A 15840-nucleotide genomic window follows, 5' to 3' on the forward strand; every position below is an offset into this window, starting at 1 on the left:
TTCCGTCTTCGGCGTCACTTCCTGAAATTACTTGACACTTTTTGATTGTTTTTATATCGTCCGTGCCTAAGGCACTTTAGGATCCAAACCTAATCTTTAATCCCGGCAATAAATTACCGGGCTATTATTTCGGTCACGCCGTGCCTCTGGCAGAAATCCTACGGAATTTTCTACCCTACTTGTCACCTTCCGTCTCCCGTCTTCTGTCTCCTGTTTTCCAACTTCCGTCACGAGAATCAAAAGAAAGATTTCCATCACATTTAGGATAATCAAATTATTGTTCGCTTAACCCACATTATTCCAGGCAATTTATCTCCCTATTGCCTTTTTGCTGTTAGCTTTGCAATCTCAAACCTAACCTGCGATCAATAATGACTTTACTTCAAAAAAGAAGGATAGCCTTAGGAAGCTTATTTTTTTTGGCAGGGCTTTGTTTTTCATCTTGGGCAGCGAGGATTCCGGATATTCAAGTAAAATTTGATCTTTCTGAATCCCAATTGGGTACTTTGCTTTTGGGTCTCCCTGTTGGTTCTTTATTGGCATTGCCTTTGGCAGGTTGGGCAGTACACCGATTTGGAAGTAAAATTGTCGCGGTAATCAGTACGGTCAGTTATATGATTTTTTTGCCAATGATAGGTTTCAGTGAATCAATGTGGATGCTGGTACCTTTGGTTTTTGTATTTGGCATGACAGGCAATTTGATGAACATATCTTTGAATACCCAAGCATTGGCATTGGAAGACCGCTACGGAAGGAACATCCTTGGGTCATTTCATGGGTTATGGAGTCTTGCTGGTTTTACCGGTGCAGGAATAGGCGCAGCTATGATTTTTTTCGGGATCCTCCCCAAATTCCATTATTTGTCGATTGCAGCTATGGTGTTGGTGGTTTTGCTGATTTCCTATGGATTTTTAGTGGATGAGCATGAACGTGGAGCCGGTGGTGGATTGGTATTGAAAAGGCCTGATGACCTGCTTTTGAGAATTGGAGGAATTGCCTTTTTGGGGATGCTTTGTGAGGGCTGTATGTTTGATTGGAGCGGGGTATATTTTAAGAAGGTTGTCGAAATTGATCCAGGACTGATAGCTTTGGGTTATGTTTCCTTTATGGGAGCAATGGCTTTGGGGAGGTTTATTTCTGACAGGTTGACCAACAGATTTGGAAAGATATTGGTACTGAGATCAAGTGGTATATTGATGTTTTGTGGGTTGATACTTTCGGTATTGTTTCCTGTTCCTGTTGTGGCTACTTTGGGTTTTCTGGTGGTCGGATTTGGGGTGGCTTCCATCATACCTATTGCCTACAGTACTGCGGGAAGGTCCAAGCTTTACTCACCGGGGGTGGCATTGGCCATAATCTCAACCATCTCCTTTTTCGGGTTTTTGATCGGGCCACCATTGATCGGTTTTATTGCGGATTTGTTAAGTTTGAAGGCATCATTTACTTTAGTGGCCTTTACCGGACTTGGAATTGCCATCTTTGCTTCAGTAAGGACAGAAGTTTTCTTTCAAACCGTAACCAAATAAAGAATCATGTCAGAAAAACTTCCTTTTCAATTTGAAAAACAATTTGAAGTATTGTCATTTCAGATAGATCCTCAGGGAAGGATTCGTTTGTCCGCACTGGCAGACCTCATGCAGGAAGTGGCCTGGAAACATGCCGACAGCAGGGACTTTGGTAAGGCATTGCTAGAAAAGGGTTATGTATGGGTTCTTTCCAGATTTGAGATCAAGATTCATCAAATTCCATCATGGGGAGACCAAATTTATGTAAAAACAGCAGGAAGAGGGATTGACAAGCTTTTTGCGCTCAGGGAGTTTTCCATAACAGATGATAGTGGAAATGAAATAGCAGAGTCCATGTCTTCGTGGTTATTGGTAGATGTCCGGACCAAAAGACCCCAAAGACCTGGGAATATATTACCTCCCGAGCTGTTTGTATCAATCGATGATTCGGGCCTGATGCCGGATAAAATCAGTTTGCCACAAAATTTGGAATTGATAGACAGCATCAAGGTTCGGCCTTTTGACCTTGATCTTAACAATCATGTCAATAATGTCAGCTATATCCGCTGGGTGGAAGATGTCAGCATCAACCTTGGTTTTGAGATCAATCAAATATTGATCAATTATATTGCAGAGGCAAGGTTGGATGAAAATATTGACATGTATATCGAAAAATCTGACGAGTCAATTGTTTTGTCCGGCAATTACATGGGAAAGCAGGTGTTTAATGCTGCAATTATTGGAAATTGTTCAGGAAATATTGATTAAAGAAAGAAATTCCATTGTAAAACACTTTTTTTTCATTTGATTTGTCCAATTACCCGAAAATGGACAGTCCAATTATACAGGAGTATTCTTTCGAATTAAATTAACATTATTATTTTCCGATCATGAATGTGAAAACGAATCACCTTTATACAATTGATCTGCTAAATACCATTTTTCCGATATCACCGAAATTAATTGAATACCTTCACGCTAAGCTGAAATTTACCAAATACAAAAAAGGGGAACATATCTGTAACAGTGGTGAAGAATGTGATAAAATGTTTGTCCTACAAAAAGGCTTGGTACGCGGTTATTTTATCAGTGGAGGTAAGGAAATCACAACTTGGATAAGCTGTGACCGTGAGTTGGTCACTTCAATTTCCGGATTTTTCAAAAGAAAGGCCTCCGTAGAAAACATACAGTGTCTCGAAGATACTTCTGCAGAATACCTGTTATTTGACGACCTGAAATACGGCATGGAAATTTTTCCTGAAATGGTCACCCTCTACAGAATTTTGTTGGAGCAATATTACATCTATGCAGAAGACAGGGCTTTTTTGGCGAGGATTCCGGGAGCTTTGGAAAGATTCAGGTATTTCAATTCAACATATCAAAGACATTTGTTGAAAAGAGCACCTTATAAATATCTGGCTTCACTTCTGGCTATGCGGCCGGAAACTTTCAGTAGGATTCTGACTGAGTTTAGGGAGGAATAGCTATAAAAAGACGGGAGACAGAAGACGGGAGACGGAAGATGGGAGATGGATGTCATGTCCTGAAATAGCTTGACAGAAAAGTCAAACTAAAAACAGGAGAAATTATGACAAAACAGGTTCAAACAGTTAATCGGTACAGTATTGGATTCAAAAGACAGGTAGTAGAGGAGTACGAGTCAGGCTCTTCTATAAGTTACCTCCAAAAGAAGTACGGCATAGGTGGAGCGACCACGGTCCAGAAGTGGGTAAGGCATTTTGGAAAAGACCATCTTTTAAACAAAATAGTAAGGGTAGAAACCATGGATGAGAAAAACAGACTTAAGCAGCTTGAGCAAGAAAACAAGAAACTGAAGGAAGCCCTTGCGGATTCGATCATAGCCAACAAATGTCTGGAGACACTGATCGAGGTGGCAAACGAGGAGTATAGGACAGATTTAAAAAAAAACTTTGGCACAGGTGCGTTGGGCAAAGGAAAGAGGGGTTGAATGTGGGGAAAGTGTGTAAATACTTCGGTTACAGCAGATCTGCTTATTACAGCTGGGCGAGTGCCCGTATCGGTGAAGAGACCGGCAATGATCTTGTGCTTGATCTTGTAAGGGACCAGAGAAGGGTACATCCCAGAATGGGCGGGAGAAAACTTTATCATCTTCTCGGAGAGGATATTGCAAGGATGGGGTTGAAAATGGGAAGGGACAAGTTCTTTAAATTACTGTATTCAGCCGGGCTTTTGGTCAACTATAAAAGGAAGTATGTGGTTACCACACAGTCATTTATGCGTTACAGCCAGTTTAAGGACCATTTCAACGGAAAGGTCTGGACATCGGCGCATCAGGCATGGGTATCCGACATAACCTACATCCGCGTGGGTGATACTTTCAAGTACCTTTTTCTGATAACCGATGCTTACAGCAGGAAGATAGTGGGGTGGTTTCTGGGAAACACTCTGGAAGCAAGATGGGCTGTAGAAGCCCTGAAGATGGCCATCAGGCAGTGCCCCGATTCCAGGGGGCTTGTCCATCATTCTGACAGGGGTTTCCAGTATTGCAGCAAGCTGTATACCGCATTGCTCGAAGAAGCAGGTATCCAATCAAGCATGGGGGAGGCAGGTAATTGCTATGACAATGCCATGGCTGAAAGGGTCAACGGTATATTGAAAACAGAGTACCTTCTGGATGCTACATTCGCAAACCTGGCAGAGGCGCTTTCATCAGTAAAACATGCGGTAGTGAGTTATAATGAAAAAAGGCCGCACATGTCCTTGGAAATGAACATACCAAATGACGTCCACAAGGGATTGTCAGTGTTTTCATCTCTCAAACGCAAAGGTAGCACAAGAAAGAAACCTGTCAAGGCTATATAAACGCCGCTACGCGTCGGCCTTGACAGATTTCCTTACTTGTGCTATGAGGCATTTAAGAAGATGGAAAACAAAAGAAAAACAATGAAAAAAGTGTCAAGTAAATTCAGGACGTGACAGGATCCTGAAAGCTTGGGGATGGAAATTAAGGTTTGACAAAATCATCCATTTGGGTTTGGGATTTACTTGTATCATTGGTGATATTCATAAATACGATAGAGAGGGATAAAAAAAAATCAACCCGACAGTTGGTTAAAACAATGTCGGGTTGAAACATAAAATGAAGGTGTTGAATTTTAATCGCGTCTTTGCATAGACACCTGATCCAATCCTCTTTTCTTCAGCAGGGCATCAATCTTTGGTTCAGCCCCTCTGAAATTCACATACATTTTCATCGGGTCGCCTGTTCCGCCTCTTTCAAGGATTTCTTTTCTAAATGCCTGTGCCTTGTCCTGATTGAACAGGTCGGTTTCTTTGAAAGCCTGGAAAGCATCGGTATCCAATACACCCGACCAGATATAACTGTAATAACCAGCAGAGTAGCCACCCGAGAAAACATGGGAAAAGTAGGTGCTTCTGTATCTAGGAATGATTTCGTCTACTAGTCCGATTTTGGTCAAAGATGTCTTTTCAAAATCATCCACATTTGTCGAAATCGGATCGGTTTGGGTATGGTAGTCCAAATCCAAAAGGGATGCAGCCAGATATTCTGTAGTCCCAAATCCCTGTCCGAAAGTCCCGCTTTTCTGAAGTTTCTCAATCAATGCATCAGGAATCACTTCGCCGGTCTTATAATGGACGGCATATTGTTTTAAGACAGCGGGGTCTGTAGCCCAGTTTTCCATGATCTGTGACGGTAATTCCACAAAGTCCCTTGGCACTGATGTACCCGAAAGGCTTTTATACTGCACATCGGACAACAGGCCATGAAGCGCGTGACCAAATTCGTGGAAAAAAGTAGTCACCTCATCAAATGTCAATAAGGCCGGCGCATCAGCAGTTGGTCTTGTGAAGTTGCAGACGATGGAAATAACAGGTGCTTTTCTTTCACCGTTTTCGGATTTCTGAGATCGGTAGGAAGTCATCCAGGCACCACCTCTTTTGGATGCCCGGGGGTGAAAGTCCATGTATAATACTCCTACATGGGTTCCATCAGCTTCTTTGACTTCATAGGCTTTGGCGTCAGGATGATAAACAGGAATGTCTTTGAATTCTTCAAAAGTCAATCCCCATAGGTTTTTTACAACCATAAAAACTCCATCCTGAACATTATTCAAGGCAAAATATGGTTTCACCTCCTGTTCGTCCAAGTCGAATTTTTGTTGCTTCAACTTCTCTTCATAGTATCTCCAATCCCATGGCGCCAATTCGAAGCCATTTCCTGAAGCATTGATCATTTCCTGCATTTCTGCACCTTCTACCTTTGCTTTGGCCAAGGCAGGTGTCCATAATTGGTTCAATAAGTTGTAAACATTTTCAGGATTTTTGGCCATCGTTTCTTCCAAGACATAATCTGCATGGGTTTTGAATCCCAGTAAATTTGCCTTTTCTCTTCTGAGGTTGGCTATTTCCAGCAAAATGGTTTTGTTGTCCTTGTCATTTCCCTGATTGGCCCTGCTTTGGTAGGCCTCCCAGATTTGCTTTCTCAGTTCCCTGTTGTCGGCATATTGAAGAAAAGGCATCACGCTGGGATTTTGTAGCGTAAAGAGCCATTTTCCTTCCAGTCCGGCAGCTTTGGCATCACTCGCTGCGGCCTCAATTTGACCTTGTGGTAATCCGGCAAGATCATCTTGATTGTCTATCACGAGCTGGTAAGCATTTGTTTCAGCCAATAGATTTTGACCAAATTGCAGACTTAATGTTGAGAGCTTGCTGTTGATGGACCTCATCTTTTCCTTGTCGGATTCACTTAGGTTGGCTCCACTTCTTACAAATGACTTGTATCTTTTTTCCAGCAGTTTCTGCTGCTCGGGATTCAGGTTGAGGTTATCTTTTTGATCCCAAATCGCTTTAACCCTGGCAAAGAGTTTTTCATTTAGGTTAATATTGTCACTATGCTTGGATAACTCAGGTGCCATTTCCCTGGCAATGGCCTGAAGTTCGTCATTGGTGTTGGCAGAATTGAGATTGGAGAAAACGGTATTGGTTCTGCTTAGCAAATCTCCGGAAAATTCCATTGCTTCAATGGTGTTTTCGAAAGTAGGGTCTTCAGTATCGTTGACAATCGCATCTATTTCCTCTTGTTGTTGTTTCATTCCTTCCCTAAGTGCCGGAGCGAAGTGCTCATTTTTGATTTTATCAAAAGGGGGTACTTCAAAAGGCGTGTTGTAAGTCTCTAAGAATGGGTTGGTCATATCGTTTTCATTTTCGCTTTGCCCACAGGCCACTAATAAACTGGCGGATACAAAAGCAGCAATCAATTTTTTTTTCATATAGAAATATATTGGGGTTTATCCTGCAAAGATACTGAGGTTTTTGATAGGTGGAGTTCTGACAAGTAAATTATGAACCTTAATCTTGGGTAATTTAATATCAGGAAAACCAGCAAACAGCCTATTTTTTATAAATATTGATTTATTTTTAAAGCTTGAATTAAAAATTGATTAAGATTAATATATATTCAAAGTGTCAAAAAGAACCGTAAAAGTGGGATTGGTGCAGAATTCCTGTAGTACCGATCTCAAATCAAACCTTTCCAAAGCTGAAGCAGGAATTAGAAAAGCTGCTCAAAAAGGTGCACAAATTATTTGTCTCCAGGAGCTATTCAAATCGCTTTATTTCTGTGATGTGGAGGATCATGATAATTTTAAATTGGCGGAAAGTATTCCAGGACCGTCCACTGACTTTTTTTCCTCTCTCGCCAAAGAACTGGGGGTAGTGATCATTGCTTCGCTTTTTGAGAAAAGGGCAGAGGGTCTTTACCACAACACCACCGCTGTGTTGGATGCAGACGGAAGCTACCTTGGCAAATACCGCAAAATGCATATCCCTGATGATCCTGGATATTATGAAAAGTTTTATTTCACTCCCGGAGATTTAGGTTATAAGATTTTCGATACCAAGTTTGCCAAAATAGGCGTATTGATCTGCTGGGATCAGTGGTATCCGGAAGCAGCAAGAATCACCTCTCTGATGGGTGCAGAAATGCTTTTTTACCCGACCGCTATCGGTTGGCACAAGGATCAGGACAAGGAAACGAATGATGAGCAATATCAGGCATGGCAGACCATTCAACGTTCTCATGCAGTAGCCAATGGCGTTCCTGTGGTTTCGGTCAATAGGGTAGGTATTGAAGGGGATATGAAATTTTGGGGAGGGTCTTTTGTGACCAATGCATTTGGTAGGGTTTTGTATCAAGCGGACCATGTTGATGAGGAGGTTTATGTACATGAATTGGACATGAGAAATTCGGATAGATATAGAACCCACTGGCCATTTTTAAGAGACAGGCGCATTGATTCCTATTCCCCAATTCTTAAGAGATTCATTGATGAAGACTAATATTTATACCAAAGACGTTTTCGATATTGCTATTGGAGGAGAAATTACACCTCACCAATTGGGTTATTCTTTTCCGGCAGAATTTGCGCTTCATTCAGCGACTTGGCTGAGTTGGCCGCACAAGGAGGCTTCCTGGCCTGGAAAGATTAATACCATTTTTCCAGCTTACTCGGAATTCATAAAGTATGTGGCTTTAGGGGAAGACGTTCACATCAATGTAAAGGATGAATCGATGAAGGTCTTTGCCGTGGAACACCTTGAGGCTGCGGGGGTTGATCAGACAAAAGTTTTTTTTCATTTTTTCTCTACAAATGATGCTTGGTGCAGGGATCATGGTCCGGCATTTTTGATCAATCCGGAAGCAGATCAAAAAAAGGTGTTGGTCAAATGGGATTACAATGCCTGGGGAGACAAATACCCTCCTTATGACCTGGATAATCAGATTCCGATCAAAATTGCTGAATTTAGAAATGTGCCCTGCTTCAAACCGGGAATAGTTATGGAAGGTGGTTCAGTGGAATTAAATGGCAAAGGGACATTGCTCACCTCTGAGGCCTGTCTGCTCAATCCCAACAGGAATCCTCATCTTTCCAAAAAGGAAATAGAGGAATATTTGATCGGATATTATGGTGCTGAAAATATCCTATGGCTCAATGACGGTATCATTGGTGATGATACAGATGGACATATCGATGACCTGACCAGGTTTGTCAATCCCGATACGGTGGTGACCATGGTGGAGCATAACAAAGCCGATGAAAACTATGCCCCGCTCAAAGAGAACCTAGATCTGCTACATAAGCTAAGATTGGAAAACGGAAAACAAATGAATATCGTGGAATTGCCTATGCCAAGGGAAATCATCCACGAGGATATGCGATTGCCGGCTTCATACGCCAATTTTTATATTTCCAACCACGCCGTGGTCGTGCCTACTTTCCAGGATAAAAATGACGATAGGGCATTGGAAATCCTGACCTCCTGTTTTCCGGATAGAAAAGTAGTAGGGGTCAATTCCTTGGATCTGATATGGGGATTGGGTTCATTTCACTGCCTGAGTCAGCAGGAACCGTTTGTCTAGAAATTTTAATCCAAATCCGTAAAAACCTCCTCTAAGTCAAGTTGAAAGCCTTGAATACAGGTTGATGTTACAACATCGCCGACAGTGAAAAGTTTGGAGGGAATATATTTTCCATCATTCAAAGTATAAATCAAAAGCGTCAATTCGTAGGGCTGAATGATCCAATATTCTTTTACGCCACTTTCTTCATAAACTTCATATTTGTTTTGGAGGTCCTTTTTGTTGTTTCCTGGGGAAAGAATTTCCACAATCAGATCAGGGGCACCGATACAGCCAAATTCATCCAACTTACTTTTGTTACAGATCACACAGATATCGGGCTGAACAACCGTAAAAATATCTTCATTCCTCTTTGACTTGGCAGGAAGTCTTACATCGAAAGGTGCATCATAAACATCGCAGGGCTTACCGTTTAAATAGTTGTGCAGTTTGTTAAAAACATTACCCGATATTTTTTGATGGATTCGTCTTGGTGCAGCGGCTGCTGATTTGAATATTTTTCCTTTGATGATCTCGACCATTTCATCAAACTCCCATGTCAGATAATCTGCGTAGGAATATACGCCATACTCTGTTAATGGCTCTTCGGCTTTATTTTGATTTTCAGGTATGGGATCAAAAGTTTTCATAAATACAAGTTAAGAAAAATGGATGTTAATGAAAAGAAGTTAGCGGTTGATTTAGGCAAACCAAAGTCACAATCCGAATTATAGGGATTTTTTTTCATGGAAATACAAATTGGCTCCCAAATTTTCTTTCGTTACTTTTGAGTTCAAATCAAAAAACCGAAAGTAATGTATCATGTAAAATACATTTTAGCCATATTTATTTTTTTGGTTTTAGTCAATACTCAAGCTTTTTCGCAGGAAAAAGAACAGTATGTTATAATGATTTCCCTTGATGGTTTCAGACATGATTATGTAGAGCGGTTTCAGCCTGAAAATCTACTTAAATTCATAAAAACGGGAACTTCCGCTAAAGCCCTGATTCCGTCTTTTCCCAGTAAGACCTTTCCTAATCACTATACCATTGCCACAGGGATGAAACCCGAAAACCATGGTTTGGTGAACAACTCTTTCTATGAGCCCGAAAAAGACCTTGTCTATTCCATGGGCAACAGGGATATAGTCGAAGATGGGTATTGGTATGGAGGAACTCCGATCTGGGTATTGGCAGAACAACATGGTATGAAAGCTGCAAGTTATTTTTTTGTCGGATCTGAGGCACCGGTGCAGGGAATTCATCCCAGTTATTATTTCAGTTTTGATGCAAGTGTCCCTAACCTTACCCGGGTCTCCAAAGTGTTTGAATGGCTACAGCTTCCTGAAGAGGAAAGACCGAGAATGATTACCCTGTATTTTTCGGATATGGATAATGTAGGGCACAGTTATGGACCTGATAATGATGAGCAAATTGGGGGTAGACTGAAGAAATTGGATCGTGAATTGGGCGCTTTGTTTGAAGGCTTGAAGAGCTTTGATTTGGGTATCAATATTTTCATCGTTTCCGACCATGGGATGACCAATATTTCCAAAGAAAATTTGCTCAACCTTAACCATATTACCGAAGGGATTGCAGCGAGAGTAGTTAATAACGGAGCCTTGGCCCACCTTCATTTGGAAAATGCAGAGGAATTGGAGGCAGTTTATCAAAAATTGAAAATAGGTGAAAATCATTTCAAAGTGGTCAAAGTATCGGACAGAGAATATTACAAGAATATAGAAAAGTACAGAAACCGGTTTGGTGACCTACTTATAATTCCTGATCTGGGCCATTACTTGACTACTAGCCAGGGCATGGTTTCTTATCAAAACAGGTCGGCCATGTTCAAAACAGATGTCTTTGGGGAACATGGATTCAGCCCTGAGTATAAAGACATGCAAGGCATTTTTTTCGCCAATGGTCCTATGGTGAAGGAAGGGTTGATAATTTCACCTTTTGAGAATATCCACGTATATCCATTGTTGGCGACTATCTTGGGATTACCGATTCCGGATGACATAGATGGAAAACTGGAAATACTTGAACCGATTTTGATAGAAAAATAATGAATAGGAAAGAAATAGAAAACAGGGAAGACGTATCACTTTTGGTAAGGAGTTTTTACGCCCGGATCAGAACCCATGAAAATCTAGGTCCGATTTTCAACAAAGTGGTGGAGGATTGGGAAACCCATCTGGAAAGACTGACTGATTTTTGGGAAATGGTGCTGTTAAATACAGGACCGGGTGCAGGCAAATTTAATCCTGTGCCTGTTCACAAGGAAGTTGACCGGAGCACAGGAAATAAAATCGAACAACTCCATTTTGGAAATTGGCTAGAGCTATGGTTCTCGACTTTGGATACTTATTTTGAAGGAAAAAATGCGGACTATGCCAAGGAACATGCCCGCAACATGGCACATATCCTTTTTTTCAGGATCATGGAGGGCAGGAGCAAAAAACATGAAATTAAAGATTAGATTCCCTAAGGTCCTTGATAAGCTCACTGCGTGGTTTTGCAGAATAGAATGATCTCCAGTATAATGGTATTTATGTATTATACTCTATATTTTTACCGTATAGAATTATTTCAAACCGAAATCAGCTTGAAGTGATAATCCATTTTCTCAGCTTTCTGAAATGAAATGGTTTTTCTTAAGTGATAAAATGCTTCCAAAAGCATGGCATTTTCAATTTCGCCGGCATCGACAGCTTTGAAGCCAACCCACTCAATAATTCTTTTCACCAATGTTTTTTCATTTGAATCTGGTCCACAGTAGTAGCTTTCATGCACCAAACCCATAGGATCTGATTTTGGATAATCTATCCCGAGGTTATTGAATGCTTTGAAAAGCTTTTGTTCACCAATACTTTTTTTGATTAAAGTGGTATTTGGACAAAACTCCGCTGTGTAAGCACCATTGGTGCAATCAATAATAATTTTGTTGCCCAGGTCAGACATTGCCAAAGCATCTGACACTTTTGGAAGGTGTTCGTTTTCGCAGCAGATCAAAACGACATCTGACATTTCTATGGCTGTTTCATAACTGAAAATCTTATCCAAATACATGTTGAGTATTTTCCACTCAATTTCCTTGGTGACGAAGTCTTCTCGAACTCCAAAGACTACAGTTTGATTTGCGGACAATAATTTGTTGCCGAGGGTGGAAGCTAGTTTGGTTCCACCAAGTATTCCTATTTTCATAACCGATCAGTTGCTTAGCTTTTGGGTGAAAAAGCCAATAATTAGAGGATAATTTAACCGCGCTAATTGTAGAATTATATTTTAATAATTAGCAGAACGGATTGAAATATAGATAATTGGCTCACATATTCAAAATATATTTTTGAAAAATCCGGCCTTTAAAAATGAAAAGCAAATAAGTATTTGTGACTGTCAAATTACAAAATGGGAAGAGATATTTTGGCTAAAACTTTTTTTCACAATTTTTTTGAATGAAAGGGAATCTTGATAAATATCAATTTTGAAAGGAAAATTAAACTCCCAAAGCGTAAGATTTTAAGTTGAAAAATTTTAAGGAAAAATGCCTTTATAAGACCTGTGGATCTGGGCATAAAAAGGAGAAAAAAAATGAAAGAAAATCTAAAGTCAGACAGTTATCAGTTTGAAATGATATTCTGTTTTTTCTTTTTTGTTGATAGCGATTTCTTTTCCCAAATGAAAGAAGGCTTCCAATAAATAGGCGCTCTGTGAGGAGCCTGCATCAATTGGCTTAAATCCTGATTTTTCGATTAATTTTTTCACCTTTTGTTTTTCCGCCCCCTCTTCACCGCAAAAATAGGTTTCCTTAATCAGGCCCAAAACATCAGAGTTTGGATAATCCAGTCCCAGATTATTGAAAGCCTTATAAATATTCTTATTGCCGAGGAATTTTTGAATCAGGACACTGTTGCAGGAAAAATTTCTTTCAAACGTTCCATTAGTGCAGTCAATGATTGTTTTGTCCTTAAGGTCAAGATCCAAAAATGCCTGACAGATTTCGGGTAATTGTTCATTTTCACAGCAAATGAGGATGATATCAGCTCTTTTGATAGACTCAAAAAAACTAAATACATGTCCTGGAAACCTGTTCAGGATTTTCCATTCAATATCTTTGGCTTCAAAATTTTCCCTGACTCCGTAAATAACATGTGACCCGGCGGAGTGTAATTTTTTTCCCAATGTTGTGGTAAGCTTGGTAGCTCCCAATATCCCTATTTCCATTATTATTTTGAGGATTGCTTGAAGATTAAATCATTCATACCAATACTAGGGCTTTGTTAGGTATGGATTGAGTTAGGTTGGAAGCAAGATATCAATACAAAGTGTGTATTTGATAATTTATTCTTGCTTTGTTGAAAATTAACAAATCAATTAACAAATACAAAATAAAATATTGAAAAATTATAATTTCAATAAATAAAAACATTGGATTAACAATCCCTTAATATATTTTCAAAAGAAATAATGGATGGTTCATTGAAATTTACTCCAAAAAACTAAAGATCATTTATAAAGTTTTAATGACCTATTTGGATCGTATGATTTTTTTGAATGGATTGGTTTTCCGATTCCTAAATGCATGGATACCCGCAGCTAAAAGCAAGACTCCGGCAAATAACAAGGAAGTGTACGCGACTATGTACTGATTGTCCCATTGCTTGAATGCGATTGCAGCAAATGCCCAAACTCCAACCAATGCCGCTTCCCGCATATTTCGGAAGCGAATAAGCATCGAATAGATGACTGTTGCGATTAATAAAACTACGACAGTCCAAAAGATCTGATTGGAAAGCAATATTCCTCCAACAACAAACAAAACCGATAAATTGACCACAGAAGCAGTTATAATCCAACCTGTGTAAATACATATCGGCCACCATACAAATGCGATGATATCCAAAGGGGCATCCCATATTTCCAGTCTTAATTTCACCACCAGCGTCAGGAGACAAACCAGCAGTGCGAAAATCACTAAAACTGAGATGGAAATCATTTCAGAAGTCCAGACTACTATCCAAAGGCCATTGAGGATGTTTGAAAGCCCAAACCAGATGGAAGAAGGAATTAGAGATTTATGGTTTTGATTCTTAAAAAATGAAATCCATTGGAATACGATAAAGCTTAACAAAAAGAGATATATCAGTCCCCAGATCGAAAACGCATATCCGCCAGGAGTAATTAGAGTTTCATATTGATTGCTGATTTCACCTACTGATCTCCTTTCACCAACCCCGGCCCCATAGAGATAGTTGAGATAAAGTGTAATAGCAAAACTAAGTGTATTGAAAATCAACAGGGCTATATTTTTCATGAGTGTCGTTTTTTTGTGGTACAACTTAAAATTGGTGACCTTTATTTAAATTGTTTCAAATAATCAAGTCGTGATTGGTTAAAAGGTTATGTTTTATTTTATCATAAAAATGTCAGAATAAAGTCTAATTTTTCACTAGATAATTAAAAATATATTGGAGTGAAAGAAATAATTCTTTGATACCTGCCGATGCATGGAAACTATTTGGTTTTTTAAATTCAAGGTAGTATTTAGAGTTAAGGTTTACTCCACTAGGTTTTCAAAAACTTCGGAAAGGTCTAGTTCGAATCCTTCTATGGCTTTGGATTTGGCGAAGTCTCCCATTGTCAGGATTTTGGAAGTACTGTACTTATCCTCTATCAGGGTGTAAATGATTAAAGTGCATTCATTGGGATGAATGACCCAATATTCCTTTACCCCGGATTCTTCATATACCTCGTATTTATTTTGAAGTTCCTTTTTGTTATTCCCGGGAGAAAGGATTTCCAAAACTAAGTCCGGAGCACCCACACAACCAAACTCATCAATCTTTTCAGAATCACAGATTACACAGATGTCCGGCTGGACTACAGTATCGATATCTTCATTTTTTTTTGACTTGACAGGCAATCGCACATCAAAAGGAGCTGCAAATACTTCACACTTCCTTCCTTTTAAAAAATTAAAAAGCGAATTAAACACTGTACCGGATACTCTTTGATGATTTGATCTTGGTGCAGCCGCTTGCCTGAAAATTTTACCTTTGATCAGCTCGACCATTTCATCCATCTGCCAGGTCAGGTAGTCAGCATAAGTATAGCGACGTCCTGACTGTCCGGTAAGCAGGTATTCTGCTAGCGGCTCTTCAACTTTGTTTGTCAATTCTTCATTTTCCATAACCAATTAAAACATATCATCAAAAACTTCTTCTAAATCAAGTACAAAGCCTTCAACTGCTTGGGATGCTACTTTATCTCCATGAGTAAAGATTCTTGATGCTTGGTATTTTCCATTGATCAGGGTGTTAATGATCAAGGTACACTCATTGGGATGGATGACCCAATATTCCTTTACCCCGGACTCTTTATAAACCTCATATTTATTTTGCAGTTCTTTTTTGTTATTGCCGGGACAAAGGATTTCAACAATCAGATCGGGTGCACCCACACAACCTAGCTCATCCAATTTCTGCGGATCACAGATCACACAAATATCCGGTTGCACCACTGTATCTATGTCTTCATGTTTTTTGGACTTGACAGGTAGGCGGACATCAAAAGGAGCAGCAAAAACTTCACATTTCTTGCCCTTCAAAAAATTGTAAAGTTCATTGGATATTTTTAAGGATACACGTTGGTGGTTAACCCTTGGAGCGGCGGCCTGCCTGAAGATTTTACCTTTGATCAGTTCTACCATTTCTTCCATCTGCCAGGTCAGGTAGTCAGCATAAGTATATCGACCATAGTCTGCTATTGGTTCTTCAACTTTGTTTTTCAATTCTTCCTTTTCCATAACCTATTAAATCATATCATCAAACACTTCTTCCAGATCAAGGATAAAACCTTCTACCGCTTGTGATGCTACTTTGTCTCCATGGGTAAATATTCTTGATGCTTGGTATTTGCCATTGATCAGGG

General features: G+C 39.8%; 17 protein-coding genes. 9 read left to right on the forward strand and 8 right to left on the reverse strand.

What is annotated here, in order from left to right; translation table 11 throughout:
- Positions 1-96 precede the first annotated feature (96 nt).
- On the reverse strand, positions 97-273 hold the full coding sequence (locus ACEW8O_RS09510; RefSeq protein WP_373494394.1) for a hypothetical protein: 177 nt from the start codon (positions 271-273) through the stop codon (positions 97-99).
- 98 nt (positions 274-371) lie between these two features.
- On the opposite strand from ACEW8O_RS09510, the gene ACEW8O_RS09515 reads away from it, so the two are divergent.
- From ACEW8O_RS09515 to ACEW8O_RS09535, 5 genes are all read left to right on the forward strand, one after another.
- Entirely contained in the window at positions 372-1526 is a 1155-nt protein-coding gene (locus tag ACEW8O_RS09515) for an MFS transporter (RefSeq protein WP_373494395.1), read from the forward strand.
- 6 nt (positions 1527-1532) lie between these two features.
- Positions 1533-2273 carry an acyl-[acyl-carrier-protein] thioesterase gene (locus ACEW8O_RS09520; protein WP_373494396.1) on the forward strand — a complete coding sequence of 247 codons (741 nt, stop codon included), beginning with the start codon at positions 1533-1535 and terminating at the stop codon, positions 2271-2273.
- Positions 2274-2395: 122 nt separating this feature from the next.
- Positions 2396-2989 (forward strand): Crp/Fnr family transcriptional regulator, encoded by a 594-nt coding sequence (locus ACEW8O_RS09525; RefSeq protein ID WP_373494397.1) that lies wholly within the window; start codon positions 2396-2398, stop codon positions 2987-2989.
- A 104-nt stretch (positions 2990-3093) separates the two neighbouring features.
- Positions 3094-3474, forward strand: a complete 381-nt coding sequence (locus ACEW8O_RS09530; RefSeq protein WP_373494398.1) for a transposase — start codon at positions 3094-3096, stop codon at positions 3472-3474.
- Positions 3475-3485: 11 nt separating this feature from the next.
- Positions 3486-4349: an IS3 family transposase gene (locus ACEW8O_RS09535; RefSeq protein ID WP_373494399.1), complete on the forward strand. Its 864-nt coding sequence runs from the start codon at positions 3486-3488 to the stop codon at positions 4347-4349.
- Between the two features lie 293 nt (positions 4350-4642).
- Here the strand turns inward: ACEW8O_RS09535 and ACEW8O_RS09540 are convergent, their stop codons facing one another.
- Positions 4643-6778, reverse strand: coding sequence for a M3 family metallopeptidase (locus tag ACEW8O_RS09540; RefSeq protein WP_373494400.1), 2136 nt, complete (start codon positions 6776-6778; stop codon positions 4643-4645).
- A gap of 193 nt (positions 6779-6971) precedes the next feature.
- Here ACEW8O_RS09540 and ACEW8O_RS09545 point away from each other — a divergent pair, with 193 nt between their 5' ends.
- Both ACEW8O_RS09545 and ACEW8O_RS09550 read left to right on the forward strand, forming a co-directional pair.
- Positions 6972-7847, forward strand: a complete 876-nt coding sequence (locus ACEW8O_RS09545; protein ID WP_373494401.1) for a carbon-nitrogen hydrolase — start codon at positions 6972-6974, stop codon at positions 7845-7847.
- Entirely contained in the window at positions 7837-8928 is a 1092-nt protein-coding gene (locus tag ACEW8O_RS09550) for an agmatine/peptidylarginine deiminase (protein ID WP_373494402.1), read from the forward strand. The genes ACEW8O_RS09545 and ACEW8O_RS09550 overlap by 11 nt, the downstream gene beginning before the upstream one ends.
- A gap of 5 nt (positions 8929-8933) precedes the next feature.
- On the opposite strand, the gene ACEW8O_RS09555 is transcribed toward ACEW8O_RS09550, so the two are convergent.
- Positions 8934-9557, reverse strand: a complete 624-nt coding sequence (locus ACEW8O_RS09555) for a Uma2 family endonuclease (RefSeq protein ID WP_373494403.1) — start codon at positions 9555-9557, stop codon at positions 8934-8936.
- A gap of 165 nt (positions 9558-9722) precedes the next feature.
- Between ACEW8O_RS09555 and ACEW8O_RS09560 the strand changes: the two genes are divergently transcribed.
- Positions 9723-10976 (forward strand): ectonucleotide pyrophosphatase/phosphodiesterase, encoded by a 1254-nt coding sequence (locus ACEW8O_RS09560; RefSeq protein WP_373494404.1) that lies wholly within the window; start codon positions 9723-9725, stop codon positions 10974-10976.
- Entirely contained in the window at positions 10976-11389 is a 414-nt protein-coding gene (locus ACEW8O_RS09565; protein ID WP_373494405.1) for a group III truncated hemoglobin, read from the forward strand. The genes ACEW8O_RS09560 and ACEW8O_RS09565 overlap by 1 nt, the downstream gene beginning before the upstream one ends.
- A gap of 110 nt (positions 11390-11499) precedes the next feature.
- Here ACEW8O_RS09565 and ACEW8O_RS09570 read toward each other — a convergent pair whose 3' ends face one another.
- The 5 genes from ACEW8O_RS09570 to ACEW8O_RS09590 form a co-directional block, all read right to left on the reverse strand.
- Positions 11500-12114, reverse strand: a complete 615-nt coding sequence (locus ACEW8O_RS09570; protein WP_373494406.1) for an NADPH-dependent F420 reductase — start codon at positions 12112-12114, stop codon at positions 11500-11502.
- A gap of 405 nt (positions 12115-12519) precedes the next feature.
- Positions 12520-13134 carry an NADPH-dependent F420 reductase gene (locus ACEW8O_RS09575; protein WP_373494407.1) on the reverse strand — a complete coding sequence of 205 codons (615 nt, stop codon included), beginning with the start codon at positions 13132-13134 and terminating at the stop codon, positions 12520-12522.
- 304 nt (positions 13135-13438) lie between these two features.
- A complete protein-coding gene (locus ACEW8O_RS09580; RefSeq protein ID WP_373494408.1) occupies positions 13439-14224 on the reverse strand; it encodes a hypothetical protein in 786 nt (261 codons plus the stop codon).
- A 243-nt stretch (positions 14225-14467) separates the two neighbouring features.
- Entirely contained in the window at positions 14468-15100 is a 633-nt protein-coding gene (locus tag ACEW8O_RS09585) for a Uma2 family endonuclease (RefSeq protein WP_373494409.1), read from the reverse strand.
- A gap of 6 nt (positions 15101-15106) precedes the next feature.
- Positions 15107-15715 carry a Uma2 family endonuclease gene (locus tag ACEW8O_RS09590; protein ID WP_373494410.1) on the reverse strand — a complete coding sequence of 203 codons (609 nt, stop codon included), beginning with the start codon at positions 15713-15715 and terminating at the stop codon, positions 15107-15109.
- Positions 15716-15840: the final 125 nt, after the last annotated feature.

It is taken from the genome of Aquiflexum sp. (genome assembly GCF_041749095.1).
In the GTDB taxonomy this organism is placed as follows: domain Bacteria; phylum Bacteroidota; class Bacteroidia; order Cytophagales; family Cyclobacteriaceae; genus Aquiflexum.

What these genes read in the sequence shown, in the direction of transcription:
- ACEW8O_RS09515 (WP_373494395.1), top strand. Translation starts at nt 372, where the DNA reads ATGACTTTACTTCAAAAAAGAAGGATAGCCTTAGGAAGCTTATTTTTT.
- ACEW8O_RS09520 (WP_373494396.1), top strand. Translation starts at nt 1,533, where the DNA reads ATGTCAGAAAAACTTCCTTTTCAATTTGAAAAACAATTTGAAGTATTG.
- ACEW8O_RS09525 (WP_373494397.1), top strand. Translation starts at nt 2,396, where the DNA reads ATGAATGTGAAAACGAATCACCTTTATACAATTGATCTGCTAAATACC.
- ACEW8O_RS09530 (WP_373494398.1), top strand. Translation starts at nt 3,094, where the DNA reads ATGACAAAACAGGTTCAAACAGTTAATCGGTACAGTATTGGATTCAAA.
- ACEW8O_RS09540 (WP_373494400.1), bottom strand. Translation starts at nt 6,778, where the DNA reads ATGAAAAAAAAATTGATTGCTGCTTTTGTATCCGCCAGTTTATTAGTG.
- ACEW8O_RS09550 (WP_373494402.1), top strand. Translation starts at nt 7,837, where the DNA reads ATGAAGACTAATATTTATACCAAAGACGTTTTCGATATTGCTATTGGA.
- ACEW8O_RS09555 (WP_373494403.1), bottom strand. Translation starts at nt 9,557, where the DNA reads ATGAAAACTTTTGATCCCATACCTGAAAATCAAAATAAAGCCGAAGAG.
- ACEW8O_RS09560 (WP_373494404.1), top strand. Translation starts at nt 9,723, where the DNA reads ATGTATCATGTAAAATACATTTTAGCCATATTTATTTTTTTGGTTTTA.
- ACEW8O_RS09565 (WP_373494405.1), top strand. Translation starts at nt 10,976, where the DNA reads ATGAATAGGAAAGAAATAGAAAACAGGGAAGACGTATCACTTTTGGTA.
- ACEW8O_RS09570 (WP_373494406.1), bottom strand. Translation starts at nt 12,114, where the DNA reads ATGAAAATAGGAATACTTGGTGGAACCAAACTAGCTTCCACCCTCGGC.
- ACEW8O_RS09575 (WP_373494407.1), bottom strand. Translation starts at nt 13,134, where the DNA reads ATGGAAATAGGGATATTGGGAGCTACCAAGCTTACCACAACATTGGGA.
- ACEW8O_RS09580 (WP_373494408.1), bottom strand. Translation starts at nt 14,224, where the DNA reads ATGAAAAATATAGCCCTGTTGATTTTCAATACACTTAGTTTTGCTATT.
- ACEW8O_RS09585 (WP_373494409.1), bottom strand. Translation starts at nt 15,100, where the DNA reads ATGGAAAATGAAGAATTGACAAACAAAGTTGAAGAGCCGCTAGCAGAA.
- ACEW8O_RS09590 (WP_373494410.1), bottom strand. Translation starts at nt 15,715, where the DNA reads ATGGAAAAGGAAGAATTGAAAAACAAAGTTGAAGAACCAATAGCAGAC.